The 22,450-nt window shown below is 66.3% G+C and carries 21 protein-coding genes and 1 pseudogene; 16 read left to right on the forward strand and 6 right to left on the reverse strand.

Annotated elements, in window-relative coordinates; translation table 11 throughout:
• Positions 1 to 106: 106 nt before the first annotated feature.
• From ABZ789_RS09590 to ABZ789_RS09625, 8 genes are all read left to right on the forward strand, one after another.
• Positions 107 to 916: a crotonase/enoyl-CoA hydratase family protein gene (locus ABZ789_RS09590; protein WP_358422462.1), complete on the forward strand. Its 810-nt coding sequence runs from the start codon at positions 107 to 109 to the stop codon at positions 914 to 916.
• A 31-nt stretch (positions 917 to 947) separates the two neighbouring features.
• Positions 948 to 2,105, forward strand: coding sequence for an acyl-CoA dehydrogenase family protein (locus ABZ789_RS09595; protein WP_358422465.1), 1,158 nt, complete (start codon positions 948 to 950; stop codon positions 2,103 to 2,105).
• A gap of 2 nt (positions 2,106 to 2,107) precedes the next feature.
• Positions 2,108 to 3,676 (forward strand): acyl-CoA synthetase, encoded by a 1,569-nt coding sequence (locus ABZ789_RS09600; RefSeq protein WP_358422468.1) that lies wholly within the window; start codon positions 2,108 to 2,110, stop codon positions 3,674 to 3,676.
• A 2-nt stretch (positions 3,677 to 3,678) separates the two neighbouring features.
• Positions 3,679 to 4,281: a TetR/AcrR family transcriptional regulator gene (locus tag ABZ789_RS09605; RefSeq protein WP_358423127.1), complete on the forward strand. Its 603-nt coding sequence runs from the start codon at positions 3,679 to 3,681 to the stop codon at positions 4,279 to 4,281.
• A complete protein-coding gene (locus ABZ789_RS09610; protein ID WP_358422471.1) occupies positions 4,278 to 5,423 on the forward strand; it encodes an acyl-CoA dehydrogenase family protein in 1,146 nt (381 codons plus the stop codon). The genes ABZ789_RS09605 and ABZ789_RS09610 overlap by 4 nt, the downstream gene beginning before the upstream one ends.
• On the forward strand, positions 5,420 to 6,460 hold the full coding sequence (locus ABZ789_RS09615; protein ID WP_358422474.1) for an acyl-CoA dehydrogenase family protein: 1,041 nt from the start codon (positions 5,420 to 5,422) through the stop codon (positions 6,458 to 6,460). The genes ABZ789_RS09610 and ABZ789_RS09615 overlap by 4 nt, the downstream gene beginning before the upstream one ends.
• Before the next feature lie 175 nt (positions 6,461 to 6,635).
• Entirely contained in the window at positions 6,636 to 7,811 is a 1,176-nt protein-coding gene (locus ABZ789_RS09620; RefSeq protein WP_358423130.1) for a CaiB/BaiF CoA-transferase family protein, read from the forward strand.
• Between the two features lie 201 nt (positions 7,812 to 8,012).
• A complete protein-coding gene (locus ABZ789_RS09625) occupies positions 8,013 to 8,288 on the forward strand; it encodes a WhiB family transcriptional regulator (protein WP_358422477.1) in 276 nt (91 codons plus the stop codon).
• Positions 8,289 to 8,301: 13 nt separating this feature from the next.
• Here the strand turns inward: ABZ789_RS09625 and ABZ789_RS09630 are convergent, their stop codons facing one another.
• Positions 8,302 to 8,994 carry an SDR family NAD(P)-dependent oxidoreductase gene (locus ABZ789_RS09630; protein WP_358422480.1) on the reverse strand — a complete coding sequence of 231 codons (693 nt, stop codon included), beginning with the start codon at positions 8,992 to 8,994 and terminating at the stop codon, positions 8,302 to 8,304.
• 231 nt (positions 8,995 to 9,225) lie between these two features.
• On the opposite strand from ABZ789_RS09630, the gene ABZ789_RS09635 reads away from it, so the two are divergent.
• From ABZ789_RS09635 to ABZ789_RS09645, 3 genes are all read left to right on the forward strand, one after another.
• Positions 9,226 to 9,939 carry a dienelactone hydrolase family protein gene (locus ABZ789_RS09635; protein WP_358422483.1) on the forward strand — a complete coding sequence of 238 codons (714 nt, stop codon included), beginning with the start codon at positions 9,226 to 9,228 and terminating at the stop codon, positions 9,937 to 9,939.
• A gap of 129 nt (positions 9,940 to 10,068) precedes the next feature.
• Positions 10,069 to 12,003 (forward strand): 2-oxoacid:acceptor oxidoreductase subunit alpha, encoded by a 1,935-nt coding sequence (locus ABZ789_RS09640; protein ID WP_358422486.1) that lies wholly within the window; start codon positions 10,069 to 10,071, stop codon positions 12,001 to 12,003.
• On the forward strand, positions 12,000 to 13,070 hold the full coding sequence (locus ABZ789_RS09645) for a 2-oxoacid:ferredoxin oxidoreductase subunit beta (RefSeq protein WP_358422489.1): 1,071 nt from the start codon (positions 12,000 to 12,002) through the stop codon (positions 13,068 to 13,070). Before ABZ789_RS09640 ends, ABZ789_RS09645 begins: the two co-directional genes overlap by 4 nt.
• A 94-nt stretch (positions 13,071 to 13,164) precedes the next feature.
• Here the strand turns inward: ABZ789_RS09645 and ABZ789_RS09650 are convergent, their stop codons facing one another.
• On the reverse strand, positions 13,165 to 14,580 hold the full coding sequence (locus ABZ789_RS09650; RefSeq protein ID WP_358422492.1) for an amidohydrolase family protein: 1,416 nt from the start codon (positions 14,578 to 14,580) through the stop codon (positions 13,165 to 13,167).
• A complete protein-coding gene (locus ABZ789_RS09655) occupies positions 14,577 to 15,800 on the reverse strand; it encodes a CoA transferase (RefSeq protein WP_358422495.1) in 1,224 nt (407 codons plus the stop codon). Before ABZ789_RS09655 ends, ABZ789_RS09650 begins: the two co-directional genes overlap by 4 nt.
• A 76-nt stretch (positions 15,801 to 15,876) precedes the next feature.
• Between ABZ789_RS09655 and ABZ789_RS09660 the strand changes: the two genes are divergently transcribed.
• Together ABZ789_RS09660 and ABZ789_RS09665 are read left to right on the forward strand one after the other, a co-directional pair.
• Positions 15,877 to 16,908 (forward strand): enoyl-CoA hydratase/isomerase family protein, encoded by a 1,032-nt coding sequence (locus ABZ789_RS09660; RefSeq protein WP_358422498.1) that lies wholly within the window; start codon positions 15,877 to 15,879, stop codon positions 16,906 to 16,908.
• A 43-nt stretch (positions 16,909 to 16,951) separates the two neighbouring features.
• The gene (locus tag ABZ789_RS09665) at positions 16,952 to 17,365 is read left to right on the forward strand and encodes a DNA-binding protein (RefSeq protein WP_358422501.1); all 414 of its coding nucleotides are present in this window, start codon (positions 16,952 to 16,954) and stop codon (positions 17,363 to 17,365) included.
• Between the two features lie 69 nt (positions 17,366 to 17,434).
• Here ABZ789_RS09665 and ABZ789_RS09670 read toward each other — a convergent pair whose 3' ends face one another.
• Together ABZ789_RS09670 and ABZ789_RS09675 are read right to left on the reverse strand one after the other, a co-directional pair.
• Positions 17,435 to 18,430: a MaoC family dehydratase gene (locus tag ABZ789_RS09670; RefSeq protein WP_358422504.1), complete on the reverse strand. Its 996-nt coding sequence runs from the start codon at positions 18,428 to 18,430 to the stop codon at positions 17,435 to 17,437.
• Positions 18,431 to 18,510: 80 nt separating this feature from the next.
• Positions 18,511 to 18,636: pseudogene (locus ABZ789_RS09675) on the reverse strand (CoA ester lyase); the annotation flags it as partial.
• 226 nt (positions 18,637 to 18,862) lie between these two features.
• On the opposite strand from ABZ789_RS09675, the gene ABZ789_RS09680 reads away from it, so the two are divergent.
• Genes ABZ789_RS09680 through ABZ789_RS09690 form a run of 3 tightly spaced genes read left to right on the forward strand, consistent with a single transcriptional unit; the run spans position 18,863 to position 21,267 of the window.
• A complete protein-coding gene (locus ABZ789_RS09680; protein WP_358422507.1) occupies positions 18,863 to 20,014 on the forward strand; it encodes an acyl-CoA dehydrogenase family protein in 1,152 nt (383 codons plus the stop codon).
• A gap of 26 nt (positions 20,015 to 20,040) precedes the next feature.
• Complete coding sequence (locus ABZ789_RS09685) at positions 20,041 to 20,787, forward strand: GntR family transcriptional regulator (protein ID WP_358422510.1); 747 nt, start codon at positions 20,041 to 20,043, stop codon at positions 20,785 to 20,787.
• A gap of 27 nt (positions 20,788 to 20,814) precedes the next feature.
• Positions 20,815 to 21,267, forward strand: coding sequence for a MaoC family dehydratase (locus tag ABZ789_RS09690; RefSeq protein ID WP_358422513.1), 453 nt, complete (start codon positions 20,815 to 20,817; stop codon positions 21,265 to 21,267).
• Positions 21,268 to 21,270: 3 nt separating this feature from the next.
• On the opposite strand, the gene ABZ789_RS09695 is transcribed toward ABZ789_RS09690, so the two are convergent.
• Positions 21,271 to 22,404, reverse strand: a complete 1,134-nt coding sequence (locus ABZ789_RS09695) for a PQQ-dependent sugar dehydrogenase (RefSeq protein WP_358422516.1) — start codon at positions 22,402 to 22,404, stop codon at positions 21,271 to 21,273.
• Positions 22,405 to 22,450: the final 46 nt, after the last annotated feature.

The following is a 22,450-nucleotide window of genomic DNA, read 5'->3' on the forward strand; positions in this document are numbered from 1 at the left end:
GGACCCGCGCAGACCTTTACAGAAAATCGCGCGGCCCGTAATTTGAACGATCGTTCGACCTAATTTGGTGCGAGTCACACAGGAAACGGAAGGACCGCTACCGCACATGGCAGCTTCGCAGGACGTCGTACTGAGCACCCGCGAGGGAAACGTCGTGACCTGGACGATCAACCTTCCGGAGGCACGCAATCCGATTTCGGGTGACGAGGTGGTCGAACGCCTCGTCGAACTCGTCGACGAAGCCAACCGCGACATCGACACGCGGGTCGTGATCCTCACCGGCGCGGGATCTGCCTTCTCGGCCGGGGGCAACGTCAAGGACATGGACGAGCGTCGCGGCATGTTCGGTGGTGCACCCCACGCACTGAGGGAAGGCTACCGGCGCGGTATCCAGCGTCTGCCCAAGGCCATCTACCACTGCGAGGTCCCGATCATTGCCGCGGTCAACGGTCCCGCCGTGGGTGCCGGCTGCGACCTCGCGATGATGTGCGACATGCGGATCGCCTCGACGCGGGCGTTCTTCGCGGAGAGCTTCGTCAAGCTCGGCATCATTCCCGGCGACGGCGGCGCCTGGTTGCTCCCGCGCGCCGTTGGGGCGGCCCGTGCTGCCGAGATGGCCTTCACCGGCGATCGTGTGGACGCCGCGACGGCACTCGACTGGGGCATGGTCTCGCAGGTCGTCGAACCTGAACAACTGCTCGATGCCGCGAACGCTCTCGCTGCACGAGTGGCGGTCAACCCCCCGAACGCCCTGCGTATGACCAAGAAGCTGCTGCGGGAGGGACAGCGCGTCGATCTCGACACGCTCCTCGAACTGTCGGCCTCTTTTCAGGCGCTCTCGCACCACTCCGAGGACCATCGGGAAGCCCTGTCCGCGTTCCTCGAACGACGCACCGGCGACTTCACCGGCAACTGACCCTTCCGATTCCTGACCCCTAGGACAGACCATGCAGCGCACGATCTTCACCGAAGAACACGAACAGTTCCGGAAGATGTTGCGCGACTTCATCGAACGTGAAGTCGTGCCGCATCGCGAGGAGTGGGACGAGATGGGCCGCCCTCCTCGTGAATTCTTCCGCCGGCTGGGCGAACTCGGCATTCTCGGGATCCAGGTCCCCGAGGAGTACGGCGGGGGCGGCGAGTCGAGCTTCAAGTTCAACACGATCGTCTTCGAAGAGGTCGCCCGTGCGGGTGTCTCGTTCGGCTCCTACACGGTGCATGCCTGCCTGATCCTGCCGTACCTGCTCGAATACGCGACCGACGAACAGAAGCAGCGCTGGCTGCCCGGTTTCGCCGACGGCTCGATCATGACCGCGATCGCGATGACCGAACCGGGCACCGGTTCCGACCTTGCGAACATCGCGACCTCGGCGAAACTGTCGGAAGACGGCTCGCACTACATCATCAACGGAGCGAAGACCTTCATCACCGGCGGCGTCACCGCCGACCTCATCCTGACGGTGTGCCGCACCAGCCCGTTCGACCCCGAAAACCGTCGCGGTGGCCTGTCCATCATCGCAGTGCCCACCGACAGTGAGGGGTTCGCGGTGGGTCGCAAGCTCGACAAGATCGGCCTGCACCAGCAGGACACCGCCGAATTGTCGTACACCGACGTGAAGGTACCGGTCGAGAATCTGCTCGGTGAGGAGGGCGCGGGCTTCGGTTACCTGACCCACAATCTGCCGCAGGAGCGGCTGAGTATCGCCCTGAACCAGGTCGGTTTCGCCGAGGCCGCCATCGCCCACGCGATCGCGTACACCAGCGAACGCAAGGTGTTCGGTAAGCCGGTCTCCACCTTCCAGAACACCAAGTTCGTGCTCGCCGAGTGCTCCGCCGAAACGCAGGCCGCGCGGGTCTACGTCGACCGCTGCCTCGAACTTCTCGACCGCAAGGAACTGACGGTCGCGGATGCTGCTCGTGCGAAATTGTTCTGCACCGAGGTCGCCGGCCGCGTCATCGACAAGTGCCTGCAGTTGCACGGGGGCTACGGCTACATCACCGAGTATCCCATCGCCAGGCTGTACGCCGACACGCGCGTGACCCGCATCTACGGGGGTACCAGCGAGGTCATGAAAACGATCATCTCCAAGGATCTGGGGCTGTAGCGATGTATCCGGGACGGTACGCCGCCGTCGACCCGGACCGCCCCGCTGTGTACGAGGCCGCGACCGGGCGGATGCTCACCTATCTGCGACTCGAGGAGGAATCCGTCCGGTTCGCGCACTGGCTGCGTGCACACGGCGTCGGGCGGGGCGATCACATCGCGGTGCTCACCGTCAACGACATGACCGTTTTCCAATTGTATTGGGGAGCACTGCGTTCCGGTGTCTACATCACGTTCGTGAACAGTCATCTGGCGCCGGCGGAGGCTGCCTACATCGTCGACGACTGCGATGCGACGGTGCTCGTGGTCTCGGCGCCGCTCGCGGACCTCGCGGCGGCGATCGTGCCGCTCACCCCGAAGGTGGTGCACCGTCTCGCATTCGGAGGGCAGGTGCCCGGGCACTTCGGGTACGAGGCCGAGACGGCGGGACTTTCGATCATCCCTCCGGAGGATCAACCCCGTGGCAGCGACATGCTGTATTCCTCCGGGACCACGGGCCGGCCGAAGGGAATCAAGCCCGCGCTCACCGGCGCACAGGTGGGGGACGAACCGGGCTCGCCGCTGCTGAAGCAGGTGAGGTGGTTCGGTTTCGACGAGAACACGGTGTATCTGTCACCCGCGCCGATCTACCATTCTGCGCCGCTTCGGTACAGCGTGTCGACACAGGCACTCGGCGGCACCGTCGTGCTCATGGACAGATTCGATCCCGAACGTAGTCTGGCGTACATCGAGCGTTATCGCGTGACCCACAGCCAATGGGTGCCCACCCATTTCGTGCGCCTTCTGAAACTGCCCCGCGAGATCCGGGAGCGCTACGACCTGTCGTCGATGCGATGCGCGCTGCATTCGGCCGCGCCATGTCCCGTCGAGGTGAAGAAGGAGCTCATAGGCTGGTGGGGCGAGATCGTCTACGAGTACTACTCCGCGACGGAGGCAATCGGCAACACCCTCGTCACCCCGCAGGAATGGCTACGCAAGCCCGGCACGGTCGGGAAGACCGGTGGACCTGGCACTCTCGGACTGGCGCACATCTGCGGTGAGAACGGTGAACTGCTACCTGCCGGTGAGATCGGCGTCGTGTACTTCGAACGCACCGACTACTCGTTCGAGTACCACAAGGACCCGGAGAAGACCGACTCGACGCGGCACCCGTTCGAGGAGAACTGGTACACCACCGGCGACATCGGCTATCTCGACGAGGACGACTACCTGTTCCTCACCGGCAGAGACAAGTTCACGATCATCTCGGGTGGGGTGAACATCTATCCCCAGGAAATCGAGAACGTCCTGGTTCTTCACCCCTCGATCGCCGACGTTGCGGTTCTCGGTGTACCGGATGCCGACCGCGGAGAACGTGTCGAAGCGTTCGTGCAACTCGTGCCCGGTGCAGAAGAGTCGGACGAGACCGAAGGTGAGATCATCGAGTTCTGCCGGGAGCGACTCTCGCGTTTCAAGTGCCCTCGGCATGTCCGGTTCGTCGACGAGCTGCCCCGCACTCCCACGGGCAAAATGGTCAAGCGGCGACTCGGCGAGTTGATCGCGCACTACGCCGACACCGGAGCGATGTCTTGAGGGTGCTCTCACCGAAGCAGCGCCTCTTCATCGAGGCAGGACGAAAGGAGTTCGTGCGCAACGGTTACGGATCGTCCTCGATCCGCACGATCGCGCAGGAAGCGGGCGTGAGCCTGTCCGCGCTCTACTACCACTACAAGAACAAGCAAGACCTGCTGCTGGCTATCCTGCTGGACGGTGTCGACACCTACGACGCGGTGTGCGATGCAGAACTCGCTCGTGCCGGCGACGACCCGATCGAACAGATCCGCGCGTTCGTCAGGGGAAACGTCGTCTTCCGTACGAAGTTTCCCGAACACGGTCGTATGATCGCCACGGAGGTCCGCAATCTCGAACCTGAAGGTGCCCGGTTGTACGAGGCACGCCGGCGCGCCGGGCGGCAACGGATCCGCGACATCATCGATCGAGGCGTCGAAGGCGGGGTGTTCACCACTCGATATCCCGACGACTGCCGCCGGTCGATTCTGGCGATGGTCTCTGCGGTCGCCAACTGGTACGACCCTGCCGGTCCGGACACCCCGGAGGAGATCGCCGAACGTTATGCGGAACTGTCGCTGGCGCTGTTGTGCCCGGCTGCGACCGGCGAGGAAGGAACTTCACGATGAGTGCACGACTCGTGCCGAGGGCGGGTACCCCCCACCCGGCGCTGACCGAACTCCGTGCTGAGGTACGGGTCTTCCTGAAGGAACAGATCGACGCCGGGGTGTTCACGCCGGGCATCGACACCTGGCTGACCCGATGGAACCCCGAGTTCACACGGGCACTCGCCGACCGAGGGTGGGTCGGGATGACCATCCCCGTCGAATACGGCGGACACGGACGAACTTTCATGGAGCGGTTCGTCGTCACCGAGGAGTTACTCGCAGTGGGGGCGCCGGTCGCCGCCCAGTGGGTCGCCGACCGCCAGGCCGCTCCGTCGCTGCTGAAGTACGGCACCGAGGAACAGAAGCAGCGGTTCCTGCCGGGTATCGCGGCGGGTGAGATCTGCTGGGCCATCGGCATGTCCGAGCCCGACTCCGGATCCGACCTCGCGAGTGTGAAGACGAAGGCGACCCGCGTCGACGGTGGTTGGCGGATCTCCGGCACCAAGCTGTGGACGTCCGGTGCGCATCATGCGGACGCCTTCTTCGTTCTCGCCCGCTCTGCGCCGCTCGACCCGGCACACCGACACGACGGGCTGAGCCAGTTCATCGTCCTGCTCGATTCGCCGGGTGTCACCATCAGGCCGATTCTCTCGATGTCCGGTGACCACCATTTCAACGAGGTGCTGCTGGACGACGTGTTCGTGCCGGACGACCTGGTGCTCGGACGGATCGGCGCGGGCTGGGAGCAGGTGACGAGCGAACTCGGCTACGAGCGCAGTGGTCCCGAACGCTTCCTGTCGACATTCGGGGTGCTCGAATCCCTCGTGCGCGGTGCGGCCGACGGCAGCGTCGAACCGGACACCCGTATCGGGGCGACCATCGGCCGGATGGCGGGATTGCACCGGATGTCCACTGCCGTCTCCGAATCCCTCGAACGCGGCGAGAATGCCGAACTGGCAGCGTCGGTGGTGAAGGTGCTGGGCACGAAGACCGAGGGTGATCTCGCCGACCTCGCCGACGAGATCGCGGGCTACACCGCCGCAGACCCGCATCTGGCCGAGCTCGTCCGGGCGGGCGTCATGCAACGACCGGGCTTCACTCTGCGCGGCGGTACGAGCGAGATCCTCCGCGGGGTCATCGCACGAGGATTGGGGATGAGATGAGCGGGCAGGACGCACTGCAGTCGACGGAACTGCAGGACTTCGCACAGATGCTGTCCGAGCTGTTCACCTCCGGCGACGACCATCGCATCGGTGAGGTCGTCGAACTCGATCGTGCGTTGTGGGCGACCCTCACCGAACTCGGCCTCGATCGGCTGACCGGTTCCGAAGGGGGCGGCGGAAGCGGGGCAGGCTGGCTGGAGGCGGCTCTCCTCCTCGAAGCCGCCGGTGCAGCAGCTGCGGCCGTGCCGGTCGCCGAGAACGACCTGCTCGCCGGGTGGTTGCTCGAAACCGCCGGATTCGACGCCACTCCGGGCGTGCGTACCGCCGCCGTTCTCGACGCAGATGGCCGCGCCCGTCACGTGCCCTGGGCTCGGTTCGCCGATTCGATCGTCGTGTTGTGGGAGTCGGTGCAGGGGTGGCAGGTTGCCGAGCTGTCCCGCACGAAGGTCGAACTCGTCGAGGCCGTGAACCTGGCAGCCGAGCCCCGCGACCATCTACGAGTGGACCCCTCGATCCTGTCGGGACGTGAGGTTCCGTCGGGCACCGTCGACGATTTCCGCTACCGTGGCGCGCTCGCACGGGTCCTCGCATCCGTGGGAGCGATGGATCGCATTCTCGAGCTCGTCGTCGAACACACTACAGCCCGAGTGCAATTCGTTCGGCCCCTGGGGAAGTTCCAGGCCGTGCAGGCGCTCGCCGCCGACATCGCCACCGAGGCCTCGCTCGCGCACGCCGCTGCCGATGCCGCGGTCGATGCCGTTCTCGCCGGAGGATTCGGGGAGGCGTCGGCGCGGTTCGCGATCGCGGCAGCAGCCTCGTGCGCGGGTCACGCGGCTTCGGTCGTCGCCCGTAACGCCCACCAGGCGCTCGGAGCGATCGGATTCACGATGGAACACGAACTCCACCGCCACACGAACCGGATTCTGTCGTGGCGCAGTGAATTCGGGACGGTGGCGTCGTGGGATGCCGAATTGCTCGCCGCGGCCCGTGAAGCGGAGGATGTGTGGGCTCTGATCACAGGTGGTCCGCCGCGCTGAGGATCGTGCCGTCCTCGGCAGGGACGGTCGTGGCGTCGGCCTGGTAGACATGCAGCGATACCGGATGGGAATCGCCGAATGCGAAAGGAATGCGACGGTGACGAGTGACGGAACCGATCGACGCGAGTCCGAGGCTCGCGATGTCGGGACTCACGATGTCAGGGCTTCGGCCGGGCTGCCGCTGGAAGGCATCACCGTGGTGAGCCTCGAGCAGGCGGTCGCCGCACCCCTCGCCACCCGCCATCTGGCGGATCTCGGGGCGCGGGTCGTCAAGGTCGAACGTGTCGGTGACGGCGACTTCGCGCGGGCGTACGACGGCGCCGTGCACGGGCTGGCCGCCCATTTCGTCTGGCTCAACCGCGGTAAGGAATCCTTCGCGGTGGACCTGAAGGCGACCGCAGGCATCGATGCGGTGAAATCGCTCATCCGGGGAGCCGATGTGTTCGTGCAGAATCTCGCACCGGGTGCCGCCGAGCGACTCGGGCTCGGCGCGGACGATCTGCGTGCGGATCAACCGGAACTGGTGGTGGTCAACATGTCCGGATACGGGACGGACGGCCCGATGCGCGACCGTAAGGCGTACGACCTGCTGGTGCAGTCCGAGACCGGCCTGTGTTCGATCACCGGTACGCCCGAGACCGCGGTCAAGACGGGCATCCCGACCTCCGATATCGCCGCCGGCATGTACGCGCTGACGTCGATCCAGGCGGCCCTGTTGCGCCGGCACCGGACCGGTGCCGGGGCGACGATCGACGTGTCGATGTTCGACGCGACCGCCGAATGGCTCGGTTACCCGATGTACCTGCAGATGTACCAGGATCGTCAGGTTCCGCGAATGGGTCTGTCGCACACTTCGATCGCACCGTACGACAAGTATCCGACCGCGGACGGAGAGATTCTCATCGGTGTCCAGAACGATCGCGGCTGGCGCACTCTCGTCGCTGATGTGCTCGGAATGCCCGAGTTCGCGGACGATCCGCGCTACGCCACCAATCTGGAAAGGGTGCGCCGCCGTGAGGAGGTAGATGCGCTGGTCGCGAAGGGCACCAAGCAGTTCACGAACGCGGATCTCGACGCGAAGCTCGCCGCTTCCGGTGTACCCGCCGCACAATTGCGCGATCTGCGCGGTCTCATCGACCATCCGCAACTCGGGACACGCGACCGATGGCGCGAGGTGCAGACGGAGGTGGGACCCGTGCGTGGCATCCTGCCACCGATGAACTTCCGCGATGTCGAACTGCCGATGGGTGCGGTGCCCGGCCTCGGCCAGCACACCGACGCGGTGCTCGCCGATCTGGGACTCACGGACGAGCAGATCGCAGGTCTGAAGAGGGCAGGCATCGTCGGCTGACCTCGTCTCGCGTCAGCTTCGTCGAATGTGCGGCCATAGCCGTTCGTCACCATAGGTATCCGAAGCGACCGGGATTGCCGATTCTGATGTATTCCTCCTGCTCAGCGTTTGACGGTCCCGGGCGTGTGCCGGGAAAATGGCCGTACAAATACTCGTCCGACGCGGGCGGGTCGGCGACGGCCCCAGGGCGAGGAGGCGGCGATGAACGGATCCGGTGACCGCGATTGGGTGGTCGCGGCGCGGTGCCGGGGCGCGGACACCGCGCTGTTCTTTCCGCAGCCGGAGGACGTCCGCAGGGCGGTGGCCCGGGCCGAACAGCAGGCCAAGGAGGTCTGCCGCTCCTGTCCTGTCATCGCCGAGTGCCGCGAGCACGCCGTGCGTACCGGAGAGACGCACGGCGTGTGGGGCGGCATGAACTACGCCGAACGACGGGCCTTCGAACGTGCGGCGAAGCTCGGGCGTCTGCAGTCGGTCTGAGCGGGCACCGCCCTCAGCCGACGTTGGTGACCGGGATCAGCGCGCCGGTGATCGGGGAGCCTGCGTCGGAGATCAGGAATTCGATCACCTTCGCGACGTCGGCAGGCTTCGACCAGCGGCTCGTGTCGGCATCGGGCATAGCCGCGCGATTGGCCGGGGTATCGATGACGACCGGCAGGAGTGCATTGACGCGGATGTGGTCGTCGCGGTACTCGAGCGCCATCGTCTCGACCAGCGCCGAGACGGCTGCCTTCGATGCGATGTAGGACGCGCCGCCCGGGAAGGGGTTGAGCGTCGCGGCGGTGGAGATGCAGACGATCGATCCACCGCCGCGGCGGATCAGGTGGGGGAGTGCAGCCTGGCTGACCGCATAGGCGGTACGGAGGTTGAGGTCGAGTTGTGAGTCGAGTACCTCGATGGGCGTCTCGTGGACGCGGGGACCGGAGGTGAAGCCGCCGACAAGGTTGACCACACCGAAGAGCGGAGCGTCGGCGTCGTCGCAGGCCAGATTGAGGGCTTCCTCGAGCTGCTGGTCGTCGGTGAGATCGGCCTGCACGAGCTTCAGATTCGGATGCGTCCCGACACGCTCGAGCTCATCGCGGACCAGCCACGGCACCACGACCCGCCACCCGGTATCGAGGAGATGCTTCGTCACGGCGGTGCCGAGTCCGCCGGTTCCACCACTGACCAGTACGGTGCGAGCCATCTTCCTGTGTCCCTTCGAGCGTGCGGTTGCGGGGTCGGTGCCGCGGTTGCTGTGCCCGACCTCCGTCGGACATGAGAGGCACAATACCGCAAAAAGAAAATGATGTTCTCATTAATTTCGGTGGGTGGAAGCGCGGCCCGTGAGTCGATCCGATGGAGGGGGTCCGCTGCTCGGCGAACGACCTCGTACGAAGATCATGACGAAACATCCCGAGCAGTGAAAGGGCGGCCGATGACCGACATCGAGGCGGAATTCGTTCACACAGCAGATCTGCGCGCGTATCTCGCGCGACCACTCGGGGGCGCCACCGGGGGCATGCTTCTCCTGCCCATGATCACCGGCATCGACGAACAGGTCCGCGAGTACGCGCACGACATCGCCGGCACCGGTGTGACCGCCTTGGTGTGGGATCCCTGGCACGGCCCGAGCGCCGACGACACCGCACGCGGTGAACTCGCCGAGATGATGGGACGGCTCGACGACGAGAAGTGCCTGGCGGAGATGACTACCCTGCTCGACCACGCCTTCGGTGAATACGGACTGACGAAGGTCGGCGTGATCGGGTGGTGCCTCGGCGGACGTCTCGCCCTCATCCTCGGCGCTCGCGACACACGGGTCGCCAACGTCGTCGCCTACCACCCGTCGATCGCAGTACCGCCCGCCCCGAACCACACACTCGACGCCGTCGACCATGCAGGCCGCGTCACCGCGCCCGTCATGGTGCTGCACGCCGGCGCCGACACGATCATGAGCTCCGAAACCTTCGGAAACCTGCAGTCGAGACTGCAGCATCGCGAGACCGGCGCGACCCTCACCCACGTCTACCCCGGCGCCGAGCACGGATTCTCCTCCCGCAACCGGCACGGGAATCCCGTCAATGCCGAGGCCTACGCTGTGTCGTGGCCCCAGGTACTGAGCTTCATCGGGGACACCGTCCGGTCCTGAGCGTTCGTTCCGGCTCCCTTCCCGGCTTCCCGCTGCCGCAGATGTCGTGGCGGGAAGCCGGCCCACAGCGGGACGAGGCCGCCGAGAATTTTCGGCGAAACGGTTGCGGACGTGCCCTCGAGGACCACCATGGAGCGCATGGCCTCGAGCGCGAAACTCGAACAGGTCGTCATCCGCATAGCCGGAGACTCGGGCGACGGTATGCAGCTTGCCGGTGACCGGTTCACCGCGGAGGCGGCCGCGTTCGGCAACGACCTGGCGACGCAACCGAACTTCCCCGCCGAGATCCGTGCACCCCAGGGCACGCTGCCCGGTGTCTCCAGCTTCCAGATCCAGATCGCCGACCACGACATCCTCACCGCCGGTGACAGGCCGGACGTGCTGGTGGCGATGAACCCCGCGGCATTCAAGGCCAATGTCGGCGACCTGCCGCGGGGTGGCACCCTCATCGTCAACAGCGACGAGTTCACCAAACGGAACCTGAGCAAAGCGGGATACGAAGCCGATCCTCTCGGCACCGACGTCGTGGAGCACCTGACCGTGCATTCCGTGCCGATGAGCACGCTCACCGCCGGTGCCGTCGAACCGGCGGGCGTCGGGAAGAAGGACGCCCAGCGGGCGAAGAACATGTTCGCGCTCGGTCTGCTGTCGTGGATGTACGGACGCCCGATCGCACCGGTCGAGCAGTTCCTCGAGCAGAAGTTCGCCTCCAAACCGGACATCGCGCATGCGAACGTCCTGGCGTTGCGTGCGGGCTGGAACTACGGGGAGACCACAGAGTCGTTCGCCACCACCTACGAGGTGGCGCGCGCGTCGCTGCCGCCGGGGACCTACCGGCAGATCACCGGTAACACCGCACTCGCCTACGGCCTCGTGGCAGCCGGCCGCGCGGCAGGGATGGACGTCTTCCTCGGTACCTATCCGATCACTCCTGCATCGGACATCCTCCATGAACTGAGCAGACTCGAACGGTTCGGTGTGCAGACCTTCCAGGCCGAGGACGAGATCGCGGGTATCGGCGCCGCGATCGGCGCATCCTATGGCGGAGCGCTCGGTGTCACGAGCACGTCCGGGCCGGGTATCGCTCTCCAATCAGAGGCTGTGGGCCTGGCGGTGATGACCGAACTGCCGCTGATAGTCGTCGACGTCCAGCGCGGTGGACCGTCGACGGGCCTGCCGACGAAGACCGAACAGGCCGACCTGATGCAGGCGATGTTCGGCCGCAACGGCGAATCACCCGTCGCGATCGTGGCACCGCAATCGCCCGCGGATTGCTTCGACGCCGCGCTCGAGGCCGCGCGAATCGCGATCACCTACCGCACGCCCGTCATGCTGCTCTCGGACGGTGCGATCGCCAACGGATCCGAACCGTGGCGGATCCCGGATATCGCCGAGCTGATGCACATCGACCCAGGTTTCGCGGCACCACCGGGCGACGACGACCCCGGCTATCTGCCCTACGCGCGTGACCCCGACACGCTCGGACGTAACTGGGCGATTCCCGGAACTGCAGGTCGCGAGCACCGGATCGGCGGTCTCGAGAAGGCCGACGGCACCGGCGACATCTCGTACCACCACACCAACCACGAGCTGATGACGCGGCTGCGGGTCGCGCGGGTGGCCGGTATCGACGTCCCGGATCTCGATGTCGACGATCCGACCGGTGACGCCGACGTGCTGGTGCTCGGCTGGGGATCGTCGTACGGCCCGATAGGCGAAGCGGTGCGCCGCGCGCGCCGCGCCGGGCACCGCGTTGCTCGAGCGCAACTGCGTCATCTCGCACCTATGCCCGGGAACCTCGGCACAGTGCTCGGCAGATACCGGCGCGTGCTGGTTCCGGAGATGAACCTCGGTCAGTTGTCGTCCCTGCTGAAATCGCGATTCGACGTCGACGTCCAGCCGGTGACGAAGGTGTCCGGGATGGCGTTCCGCGCCGACGAACTCCACGATGCCGTCGAGGCCGAGTTCGCCGGGACACTGGCCGGCATCGAACGGTCCCGGACGTCCGCTGCGGTGGCCTCCTCGACGAAACTCGCTCCGACAGCAGAGAGGGTACGAGCATGACCGGACTCCTCGGCCACGATCTCGGGCTCGCGCCGCACACCGACGCGCTCGACGGTGTGCCTCGCACGGATGCCCCGCAGAAGGCGAAGGATTTCACCTCCGACCAGGAGGTCCGATGGTGTCCTGGTTGCGGCGACTACGTCATTCTCGCGACGATGCGAAGTCTTCTGCCCGAGTTGGGTATCCGGCGTGAGAATCTGGTCTTCGTCTCAGGCATCGGGTGCTCGTCGCGGTTTCCCTACTATCTCGACACCTACGGTGTGCACTCGATCCACGGTCGTGCCCCGACACTCGCGACCGGTCTCGCGGTTACGCGCCCGGATCTGTCGGTATGGGTCGTCACCGGGGACGGCGACGCCCTGTCGATCGGAGGCAACCATCTCGTCCACACCTTGCGGCGTAACGTGAATATGCGGATCCTGTTGTTCAACAACAGGATCTACGGCCTCACCAAGGGTCAGTACTCGCCGACCTCGGAGGTCGGCAAGATCACCAAGTCTTCACCCGCGGGATCCGTGGATGCCCCGTTCAATACGATGTCGCTCGTTCTCGGCGCGGAGGCGACGTTCGTGGCCCGTGCGCTCGACTCCGATCGCGCCGGTCTGACCGACGTGCTGCGCGCAGCAGCGCACCATCGCGGCACGGCCTTCGTCGAGATCCTGCAGGATTGCCCGATATTCAACGACGGTTCGTTCGATGTACTGCGCAAGGACGAAGCGCAGGCCCACCTGATCCCGTTGCGGCACGGCGAACCGATCGTCTTCGGGACCGACGATGAACTGTGTGTTGTGAAGGAAGGTTTCGGCTTGCGAGTGGTTCGGCGGTCCGAAGTGGATGCTGCCGACATCGTCGTGCACGACGCGCACACCGACGATCCCGAGTACGCCTATGCAATCTCGCGGTTGTCGGATCAGGATCTCACCCATGTGGTCACAGGCATCGTGCGGCAGGTCGAGCGGACGACCTACGACGATGCTGCCCGTGCCCAGGTGCGGACCGCCCAGGAGTCCGGATCCGCCGACCTGCAGCAGTTGCTGCGGGGCGACAACACGTGGACCGTGTCCTGACGTTCGTGCACGCACTCGCGTGTCCGCTACCGTCCTCGCTGTCCGCTACGACGATTTACCGTGGCGGAGAGCCGGAGTCGCAGCCGATGGCGGACTATCGGATGTGATGGACGATGCGGCCGCCGATGACGGTCGCGCGTACCGCCTCGGCCGTCGGGGCGGCGAGCGCATCGTGGAGCGGACGGTCGAGCAGGACGAGATCGGCCGGCGCGCCAGTTCGCACGCTACGGGGGATCCCGCCCGGGTCGTCGAGCGGTGTCAGGCAGCGCTCGAGTGCTGTGGTGGCTGCGATTCGCTCGGTCTTCCCCACGACGTCGCCGGTGGGGCACGTGCGGGCGACGGCGGCGGTGATGACGGCCCACGGATCTGCGGGACCGTACGGCGCGTCGCTCGACAGTGCGAGCGCTACACCACCGTCGAGGAGACTTCGGCAGCGGTAGAGATCGGCAAGGTCGCACGGGGCCACGTCGCGGAGATAGGCGTCGCCCCGGTCGGCGAGAAAACCGGGTTGGGTGACGACCTGCAGGCCGAGTTGCCGGATGTCGTCGATCGACTCGGCCGGAATCAGGGCACCGTGCTCGATGCGGTCGCCGGGCACGCTACCGACTTCGGTGAGAACGGCGAGCAGAATCGCGAACGCTTCCCGGCTGACGCAGTGCACCGCGACAGCACGGCCTGCAGTGTGCGCGCGGCGGATCGTCGCCGCGAGGTCGTCGAGATCGGGCAGTCCGGAATCGGCGAGCACGATCTTGTACGGTCCAGGGGCGAAGGTCGCGGAGGAGGATGTGTAATCCAGTGGTGCGCCGAGAACCCGGATGCGCTGTGGGACGGAGCCGTCGGCGTGTGAGATGCGGAGATGGTCGAGAGTCGACGGGGTGAGGTCGGGTGTGGCGTCGGTGAGCCCGGTGATGCCGTAGCGGGCCAGTTCGGCTCCCACATCTGCGAGCGAGGGTGGGCCCACATCGGGTAGCCGGTCGCGTAACCACGTGTCGGCGCGCCATACTCGTCCGGTCGGGTTTCCTCTCTCGTCGCGTTCGACGCCGGGATGATCGGCGGTCGCGAGACCGGTGAGCGCGGCGGCCACGGAGTTGAGGAACCAGACGGCGCCGCTTCGATGCTGGATCCGCACAGGCCGTTGCGAATGCAGTGCGTCCAGCGACGAGCAATCCAGCAATCCAGCAACGTCTTCCGAGTATCCGACACCACGTATCCATCCTTGACCGGGTACGGCATCGAGCTTGCTGGCGAGATCGTCGGCAGTCCGGAGCGCAGGCGGTCCGCACCGAACGGAGTCACGCTCCGCGGCGAGCGCGTGCAGATGAATGTGATGATCGTGCAGTCCGGGGAGCAATGCGCCCCCGCGACCGTCTAGAACGTCGGCCGACGAGGGGGCGCATAGTCCCGGAGCGACAGCGGTGACGATTCCGTCGCGGACCAGAACGTCGACACCGCGACAGTCGGCGACCTCGACATCACGGACGACGAGATCGCGGGCGGCACGGACGTTCACGACCGGATTCCGAGGTCGACGAGGACGCGCTGGGTGTCGCGTCCCGATTCGGGTGCCGGAAAGTCGTTTTCGCGCCTGCTCGGTTCGGCGACCGGCACGGTGCCGGATCGCGTTTCGAATGCCCACCGGCTGCCCTCCCGGAGCGCGGGTTGCGCTATCGTCGCCGGCTCGTCGAGAGTGGAAGCCACCACACCGGACATCGAAATGTCCCACAACATTCCACTCCCGTCCGCCGGTGCCGACATCGCCAGTGTCGCAGCGGTGAGGCCCGTGAGAGGATCGGCGATCGCATCGCCAACGAAGACCGGACCATCCGCGTCGTACGCGAGCAGTCCTGCGGATGCGGCGATGTCGTCGCCGAAACCCACGCGGTGCGAATCTCGTCCGTGGGCAGTGATCGAGATCCAGGTCGTGCCGTCGCGGGTGGCATTCTCGGCGTCGATGCCGAAACCGGCCAGTGCCCGTGGCCGCGATGCTTCGATCACGATGTCCGCTGCTGCCACCAACTCGGCGAGTTCTCGTCGTTGCGTCGCGTCGCCGGGATCGAGCACCACAGACTCGTGCCCGCCGTGCAGCAACCGGTAGAAGTCGGGATTGCCACGACGTGCACCGTCGGGCCGTGACGGTGTTTCCACTTTGACGACCCGGGCGCCGGCGAGGCCGAGTAGGTGAGCACACAGCGGGCCGGCCCACAGGGCACTGAAGTCGACGACGAGTAGCCCCGCGACCGGTCGTGGCGACAACGGCGTCAGGGAAGTACCCGGGAGCGGTGTGACGGGGCCTGCCGCGATCCCGAGCAGCTCGGCGCGCTCGGCGAGGTCGGCCCCCGTGTGTTCGACGAGCCAGTCGGCTACGGCGGGCCACGGGTCGTCCGAGATTTCCGTGCCGATGAGGGCACCGAGCAACGACGGATCGTCCGGACGAGCACACGAGACCGCGGCCCATCCGTCGATGGTCGGCAGCAGGCGGCACGCACCTCCGGCCGACACCGTTCCGGCGCGTCGATGACCGGTGAACGCCGCGCGTTCGGACAGCAAACGCGCGCCGTCGACTTCGACGGCGCCCTGCGATGCCGCGGCGATCCAGGTTGAACATTCACGGGCGAGGGTGGCGGCTCGACCAGGAGGAAGAAGTGGGGGGCCGGCGACTCTGCCGGTCAGGGAGGCAATTCCGCTTTCCGCCCAGTCGCGTACCGGGTCTGCGGCGAGGTCGGTGGCCACGACCGCGATGTTACATTTCGTGCCGGATGGGGCTTGGTGAAGTACGAGGACGGATCACATGCAGACGGCACGACCGATGACACTTACCGCTGAAGACCTGGCGAACGGTGCGGCGGCAGAGCCTCTTCTCGGTGACGGTGGTGCCGTGATCCGGCCGATGCTCGTCGTCGACCTCGACCAGGATGTCGCGAACATCGAGTCTGCCGCCGAGTACGCTCGCCGCTCGGACCGGATTCTCGTCGGCCGCGCCACTCGCGAGGTCGCTGCCGAGCTGCATCCGTTGATCGACGCTCTCGACCTCACCTATGCGCCGGTCGCATCGTCACGCGCGGTGGTGGACGTGCCGGACCCGGACGTGGGAATCGCGGAGTTCACAGAGGCGGTGACGAGGAACCCGCAGGCAGCGCTCGTGGCCCGGCAGGTCGTGCGCGCGTCGGAGACTCTCCCGGTTCCGGAGGCGATCGACGTGGAGTCGTTCGGGTACTCGACACTGCAGGGCGGACCGGAGTTCGCCGCCTGGCTCGCGGAACGTGGACCTCGCCCACTGCCGCCGCCGTCCGCCGAACCGGTACTCATCGCCCGCGACGGCGAGTTCCTGCACATCACTCTCAACCGTCCGGAACGACGCAATGCCTACGGCACGGTGTTGCGCGACGCTCTCGTGGATGCGCTGCGGCTCGCGCTCCTCGACGACAGCGTCGAACGGGTGGTGCTCGACGGCGCGGGGTCGTCCTTCTGCGCGGGCGGTGACCTGGACGAGTTCGGCCGCACGCCCGACACGACGCTCGCCCATTTCGTCCGCACACGCGGTGGAGCGGGCCGCCTCGTCGCCGAGCTCGCCGACAGGATCGAGGTGCGGTTGCACGGTCACTGCATCGGTGCAGGTATCGAGATCCCGGCCTTCGCCGGCCGGGTGGTCGCGGCGCCAGAAACCGTCTTCCGCCTCCCGGAGGTTTCGATGGGCCTGATTCCGGGGGCCGGCGGGACGGTCAGTATCCCGCGGCGGATCGGCAGGTGGCGGTCGCTGCACCTGTTCGTCACCGCTGCACCCCTCGAGGTCTCACGCGCATTCGACTGGGGGTTGGTGGACGAGATCCGCGATATGTGAACAAATCGTTGACAACATACTGTTCACAAGTCATCCTGGGGTCATGTCGGAGGAAGGCTTCACCCCACCGGATCCGAGTCGCGAACGTGCGCACCGCGAATACGCGGGGTTGTTCCGGATCGCCGAACGGCACGGAGGCACGCCCGAACAACGCGCCAGGCAGGCTCATCCGGAGATGCTCGACCCGCTGGGGGCCATCCGCATCGTCGCGGCGCTGGCCGGCGGCGTGCACAGTCCCGGTCCCGACGAACCCGACGTCGACGACGCCGACGTCATCGCCGCGCTGGGCCTGATCCCCAAAGCACGTGCCGAGATGGATCAACTCGAGGCGCTGATCCTCCGCATCGCCCGCGAACGTGGAATGACCTGGCAGGAGATCGCATTCGGGCTCGGCCTGGGAAGCATCCAGGCTGCCCGCCAACGCTACGAGCGCCTCGTCAAACGCATCGATGCGTAACGACGACACCGATGTCGTGCGCGATCTCCCCATGGATTTCGTGCACGACGTCGGTCTCGACAGTGGCCGTCAAGCCATCAGTGCAGTGAACCGCCAATCCAGCACCGGCGCCGGCTCGGCACCGCCGCGGTAGGCGTAGACGAGCGACCGCAGATTCAGCACACCACCACCCTCGGCGAGAGGTTCGGCGGATTCGACGTGCAGGTCGCTGGTGAGGGTGTCGCCTTCGTGCACAGGCCCGGTGTGGTCGCACGACTTCCAGCCCAGCACCGTCACCAGATTCGGCAGCGCGCGCGTCGCCTGCGAGAAGGCCAGGCCGATGGTGTGGCCGCCATAGACGAGACGACCGGACGCGCCCACCCGCTCGTCGTGGTGCGTCGCTGCGACGTTGAGGCTCAGGCGCGCGAGTTCCGGTGCGCTCGAGACGACGTCGCCACTGGACTGCAGCACGGCACCGGCGAGGGACTTGTCGAAGTGCTCGCCCGGCACCTTCGAGCGGTAGACGCCCAGATCCCAGTCGGCGGGTGCGGACCACTGCGGTTCGTCCTGCGGTCCGATGGCCGAGAGGTCGTCGGAGGGCACGACGCGGTCGGGGTCGGGGTTCTCGCTCAGCGGCAGCATCGCGCAGCGGTAGAAATCGAGGACGGTGTTGCCGTCCTGGTCGACGGTGTTCATGCGCAGCGCCGCGAGGCCGGTGGGCTTGCGTCCGGGCTTGGCCGAATTCTCCTTCAGCCCCACGACTTCGGTGGTGGTGTAGAGAGTGTCGCCGATGTGCGGAAAGCGGCGGAAACGCAGGCCGCGGTAGAAGAGGTTGGCCTTGACGTGGTGCGTGACGAGCGTGGACTGCCCGATCGCGATGTCGGTGACCAAGCCGGCGTGGGCGACCGGGCCGCCCGCGACGGCGGCCGACAGATGCCTGTCGAGCGGAAGGCGCAGGCGGTCGCCGAGAATGCTCTGGTGCGCGGCGGCGAGACCGTCGGTGAGTGTCACGGCGGGGGCGGTGTCGAAGATCTGTCCGACGGTCAGTTCGTCGAAGAAGGGTCCGCCGACGTACGAGGTGGTCATGGTGGTCAGGCTCCGATCTTCGACAGGATGCGGCGGGCGGCGACGGCCTCGTCGAGCATCCGGCCGTCGAGCGTGGCGGTGACGGCGTCCTCGAGGTCGAGGACGATCTCGTCGGTGGTGGAGGCGAGAGCCTTACCGGCTTTGCGTTCGTCGGAGCCGGGCGCGACGAGTACGGCGCGCCGGCGGAGGTGTTGCTCGGAATACACGGAAGAACCTCGCGGAGTTCGGTCGGAATTTGACGGCGCTAAATGTACGGCCATTACGGGTGGCCGGCCACCCATAGATTCCAGTAGTCGTTCGCATCGGCGAAAACTCTTGAATCGCCGCGAGGTGAGCGGGTTCGCGCGTTGACAAGGCTCGAGAATCGTCCACAAAATGGCCGTACAAAGTTCTCCGGGCCCGTGCGGCCCGCCCCGAGCGGAGGAATGCCCCGTGACCCATCTGAGCGACGAAGAGGCTTTTCTCGTCGAGACCGTCCGAAACTTCGTCGATCGAGAGGTCAAGCCCACGGTGCAGGAGGTGGAGCACGCCGACGAGTATCCCGAGAAGTGGATCGAGCAGATGAAGCAGATCGGCATCTACGGGCTCGCCGTGCCGGAAGAATACGGTGGCTCGCCGGTGTCGATGCCGTGCTACGTGCAGGTCACCGAGGAACTCGCCCGAGGCTGGATGTCGCTGTCGGGCGCGATGGGCGGGCACACCGTCGTCGCGAAGTTGCTGACGCTGTTCGGGACCGAGGAGCAGAAGAGCAAGTACCTGCCCAAGCTTGCCACCGGTGAGATCCGCGCGACGATGGCGCTGACCGAGCCCGGCGGCGGCTCCGACCTGCAGGCGATGACCACGACCGCCAAGCGCGACGGCGACGAGCTGGTCATCAACGGGGCGAAGACGTGGATCACGAACGCACGTCGCGCCGGTCTGATCGCGCTGCTGTGCAAGACCGATCCCACCGCGCAGCCGCGGCACAAGGGCATTTCCGTTGTGTTGGTCGAGCACGGTCCGGGCCTGACCGTCTCCCGTGATCTGCCCAAGCTCGGCTACAAGGGCGTCGAGTCGTGTGAGCTGAGCTTCGACAACTACCGCATCTCCGCCGACGCGATCCTCGGCGGTGAGCCGGGCAAGGGCTTCGGGCACATGATGAAGGGGCTGGAGACGGGGCGGCTGCAGGTCGCCGCGCGTGCCCTCGGTGTCGCGGCCGCTGCGCTCGAGGATTCGCTCGCCTACGCACAGCAGCGGGAGAGCTTCGGCGTGCCGATCTGGAAGCACCAGTCGATCGGCAACTACCTCGCGGAGATGGCTACCAAACTCACGGCGGCGCGGCAGCTGGCACGGTATGCGGCGGAAAAGTACGACAGCGGTGAGCGCTGCGACATGGAAGCCGGCATGGCCAAGCTGTACTGCTCGGAGGTCGCGATGGAGATCGCACTGAACGCGGTGCGCATCCACGGAGGCTACGGCTATTCCACCGAGTACGACGTCGAGCGGTACTTCCGCGACGCGCCGCTGATGATCGTCGGTGAGGGCACCAACGAGATCCAGCGCAACGTCATCGCAAGTCAGCTCGTAGCACGCGGTGGCCTGTGACGACCGGCAGCTAGGATCGGTCCGTCATGGACAACAAGGTGCGGGAGACCGAACCGGCCTACGCGCAACTCGCGCGCCTGCTTCGCGAGGCCGTGGAAGCGGGGCAGTACAGCGACGGCACACGGCTGCCCACAGAAGCCGAACTCGCCGAAGAACACGGCGTGAGCCGGCAGACGGTGCGTCGCGCGTTCCAGGACCTCGTGGCCGATGGCATCGTCTACCGCGTTCCCGGACGCGGTACCTTCGCGAACGAGTCGGGGCGGCGCTACCGGCGACAGCTCGGTTCCATCGAGGATCTGCTGGCACTGTCGGCCGACACGGTCATGCAGATCGTTTCGCCGCTGCGACGCGGAGTCGACATCGACGCCGCAAGCCGGCTCCGCCTCGACACCGACGTGCTGTACACGGCGGTGTTCAAGCGTCTGCACGACGGAATACCCTTCGTGCTCACAACTGTTCACCTGCCCGAGCGCGTCGCGGCTCACGTGCTCGACGCGCCGGAGCTTCAAGCGGGCGCATCGAGCAGGAACACCATGATCGGTCTGCTCGAACCGCATCTCGACAGCCCCATCGTCGAAGCTGCACAGTCCATCACGGTCGCGCTCGCCGACGAACGGGCAGCACGGGAACTGAACTGCGCCGTGGGGCATCCTCTGCTGCGCGTCGACCGACTGTACTCGAACGACGCAGGGGTGCCCACCGAGCTTTCGGTGAGTTACTTTCTGCCCGAGCACTACACCTATCGCGTCACCCTCCGGCGGGCCGGTCACTGACCGCCGTCCACATCGACAGGAGTAAACATGCGGGTCATCAACGGAATCGACGAGGTCGAGAAGGCTGTAGGAGAACACCTCGGTTACAGCGACTGGCTCGAGATCGACCAGAAACGTATCGACCTGTTCGCCGAAGCCACCGGCGACCACCAGTGGATCCACGTCGATCCGGAGCGCGCGAAGGACGGCCCCTACGGCGCGACCATCGCCCACGGCTACCTGACGCTGTCGCTGCTGCCCGTGCTGGCCACCGAAATCTTCTCCCTCGAAGGTCTGAAGATGAAGGTCAACTACGGCAGCAACAAGGTCCGGTTCCCGGCACCGGTGGTCGTCGGCTCGCGGATCCGTGCCGGCGCGGAATTCAAGTCGCTCGAGCGCACCGCCAAGGGCGCGAACCTTGTGGTGGGCTACACCATCGAGATCGAGGGTTCGGAGCGTCCGGCGCTCGTCGCCGAGACGGTGGTCGTGCTCGTGCCCTGATCGTCAGGCGATCTCTGTGCGGAGGATGCGATCGTCGTCGTCGGCCGGGCTGCCGCGACCGTCCCGGTTGGACGTCGTCAGCCACAGTGAGCCGTCCGGCGCGGCGACGACGGTTCGCAACCTCCCGTACTCACCGACGAGGAAGTCTGTCGCGGTTGCGGCGATGGCCTCCCCGTCGGTGCCGTCGATGTTCGAATCATCGATGTCGATGCGCCACAGTCGTTCTCCTCGAAGTCCCGCCATCCACAGACTGCCCTCGAACCATGCAAGTCCGGACGGGGATGCCTCCGAGACCGGCCAGGTGAGTACCGGATCGACGAATTCGTCCGGCCCTCCTGCACCTTCGACCTCGGGCCAGCCGTAGTTCGTGCCGGGTGTCACGAGATTCAACTCGTCGACGTCGTTCTGCCCGAACTCCGACGCCCACAATCGCCCTCGGTCGTCGAAGGCGAGTCCCTGCACATTGCGGTGGCCCAGTGAGAAGACCGGCGAGTCCGGGTCCGGATTACCGGGTGCGGGTTCGCCCTCACCGTCGATACGGAGAATCTTGCCGCCGAGCGAATCCGGATCCTGGGCGAGTTCGCGTTCGCCCGCTTCACCGGTGGCGACGTACAGCATCCCATCGGGGCCGAACAGCATCCGTCCACCGTCGTGGATCCGCCCGGCGGGAATGCCGTCGAGTATCACCTCGGGTCGGGCGATGGCGGCGCCGTCGAAGGTGGCGCGCAGTATCCGGTTGTCGTGCTCGGTGGTGACGTAGAGGTACACGAGGCGGTCGGTGTCGAAGGCCGGTGAGACCGCGATCCCCAGCAATCCCGATTCGCCCTGTACGCGGGTGTCGTCGATGCGGCCGACCTCGCGGGTCGTGCCGTCGGTGATCTCGAGGATCCGGCCGGTGTTGCGTTCGGTGAACAGCGCCGACCCGTCGGGAAGGAAAGCGATGCCCCACGGCGTGTCGAGGCCGGACGCGACGGTGCCGGTGACGCGCGGAGCGCCCGGCTCTGACGACGGGGATTCGGTGGCAGACCGGCTCATCCCGGCAGGGCCCTCGTCGGCGGAGGGATTCGACGGGGAAGCGCATGCCCCGAGGAGCACCGCTGCTGCGGCGACGAAGCTCGCGAAAGATCTACGGGACATGGGTCGATCTTGCCGTGTCGAAGCCCGTTCCGTCGCTCGACGGCGT

Origin of the sequence: Rhodococcus sp. NPDC047139 (genome assembly GCF_040643435.1) — a bacterium.
GTDB lineage: Bacteria > Actinomycetota > Actinomycetes > Mycobacteriales > Mycobacteriaceae > Rhodococcus.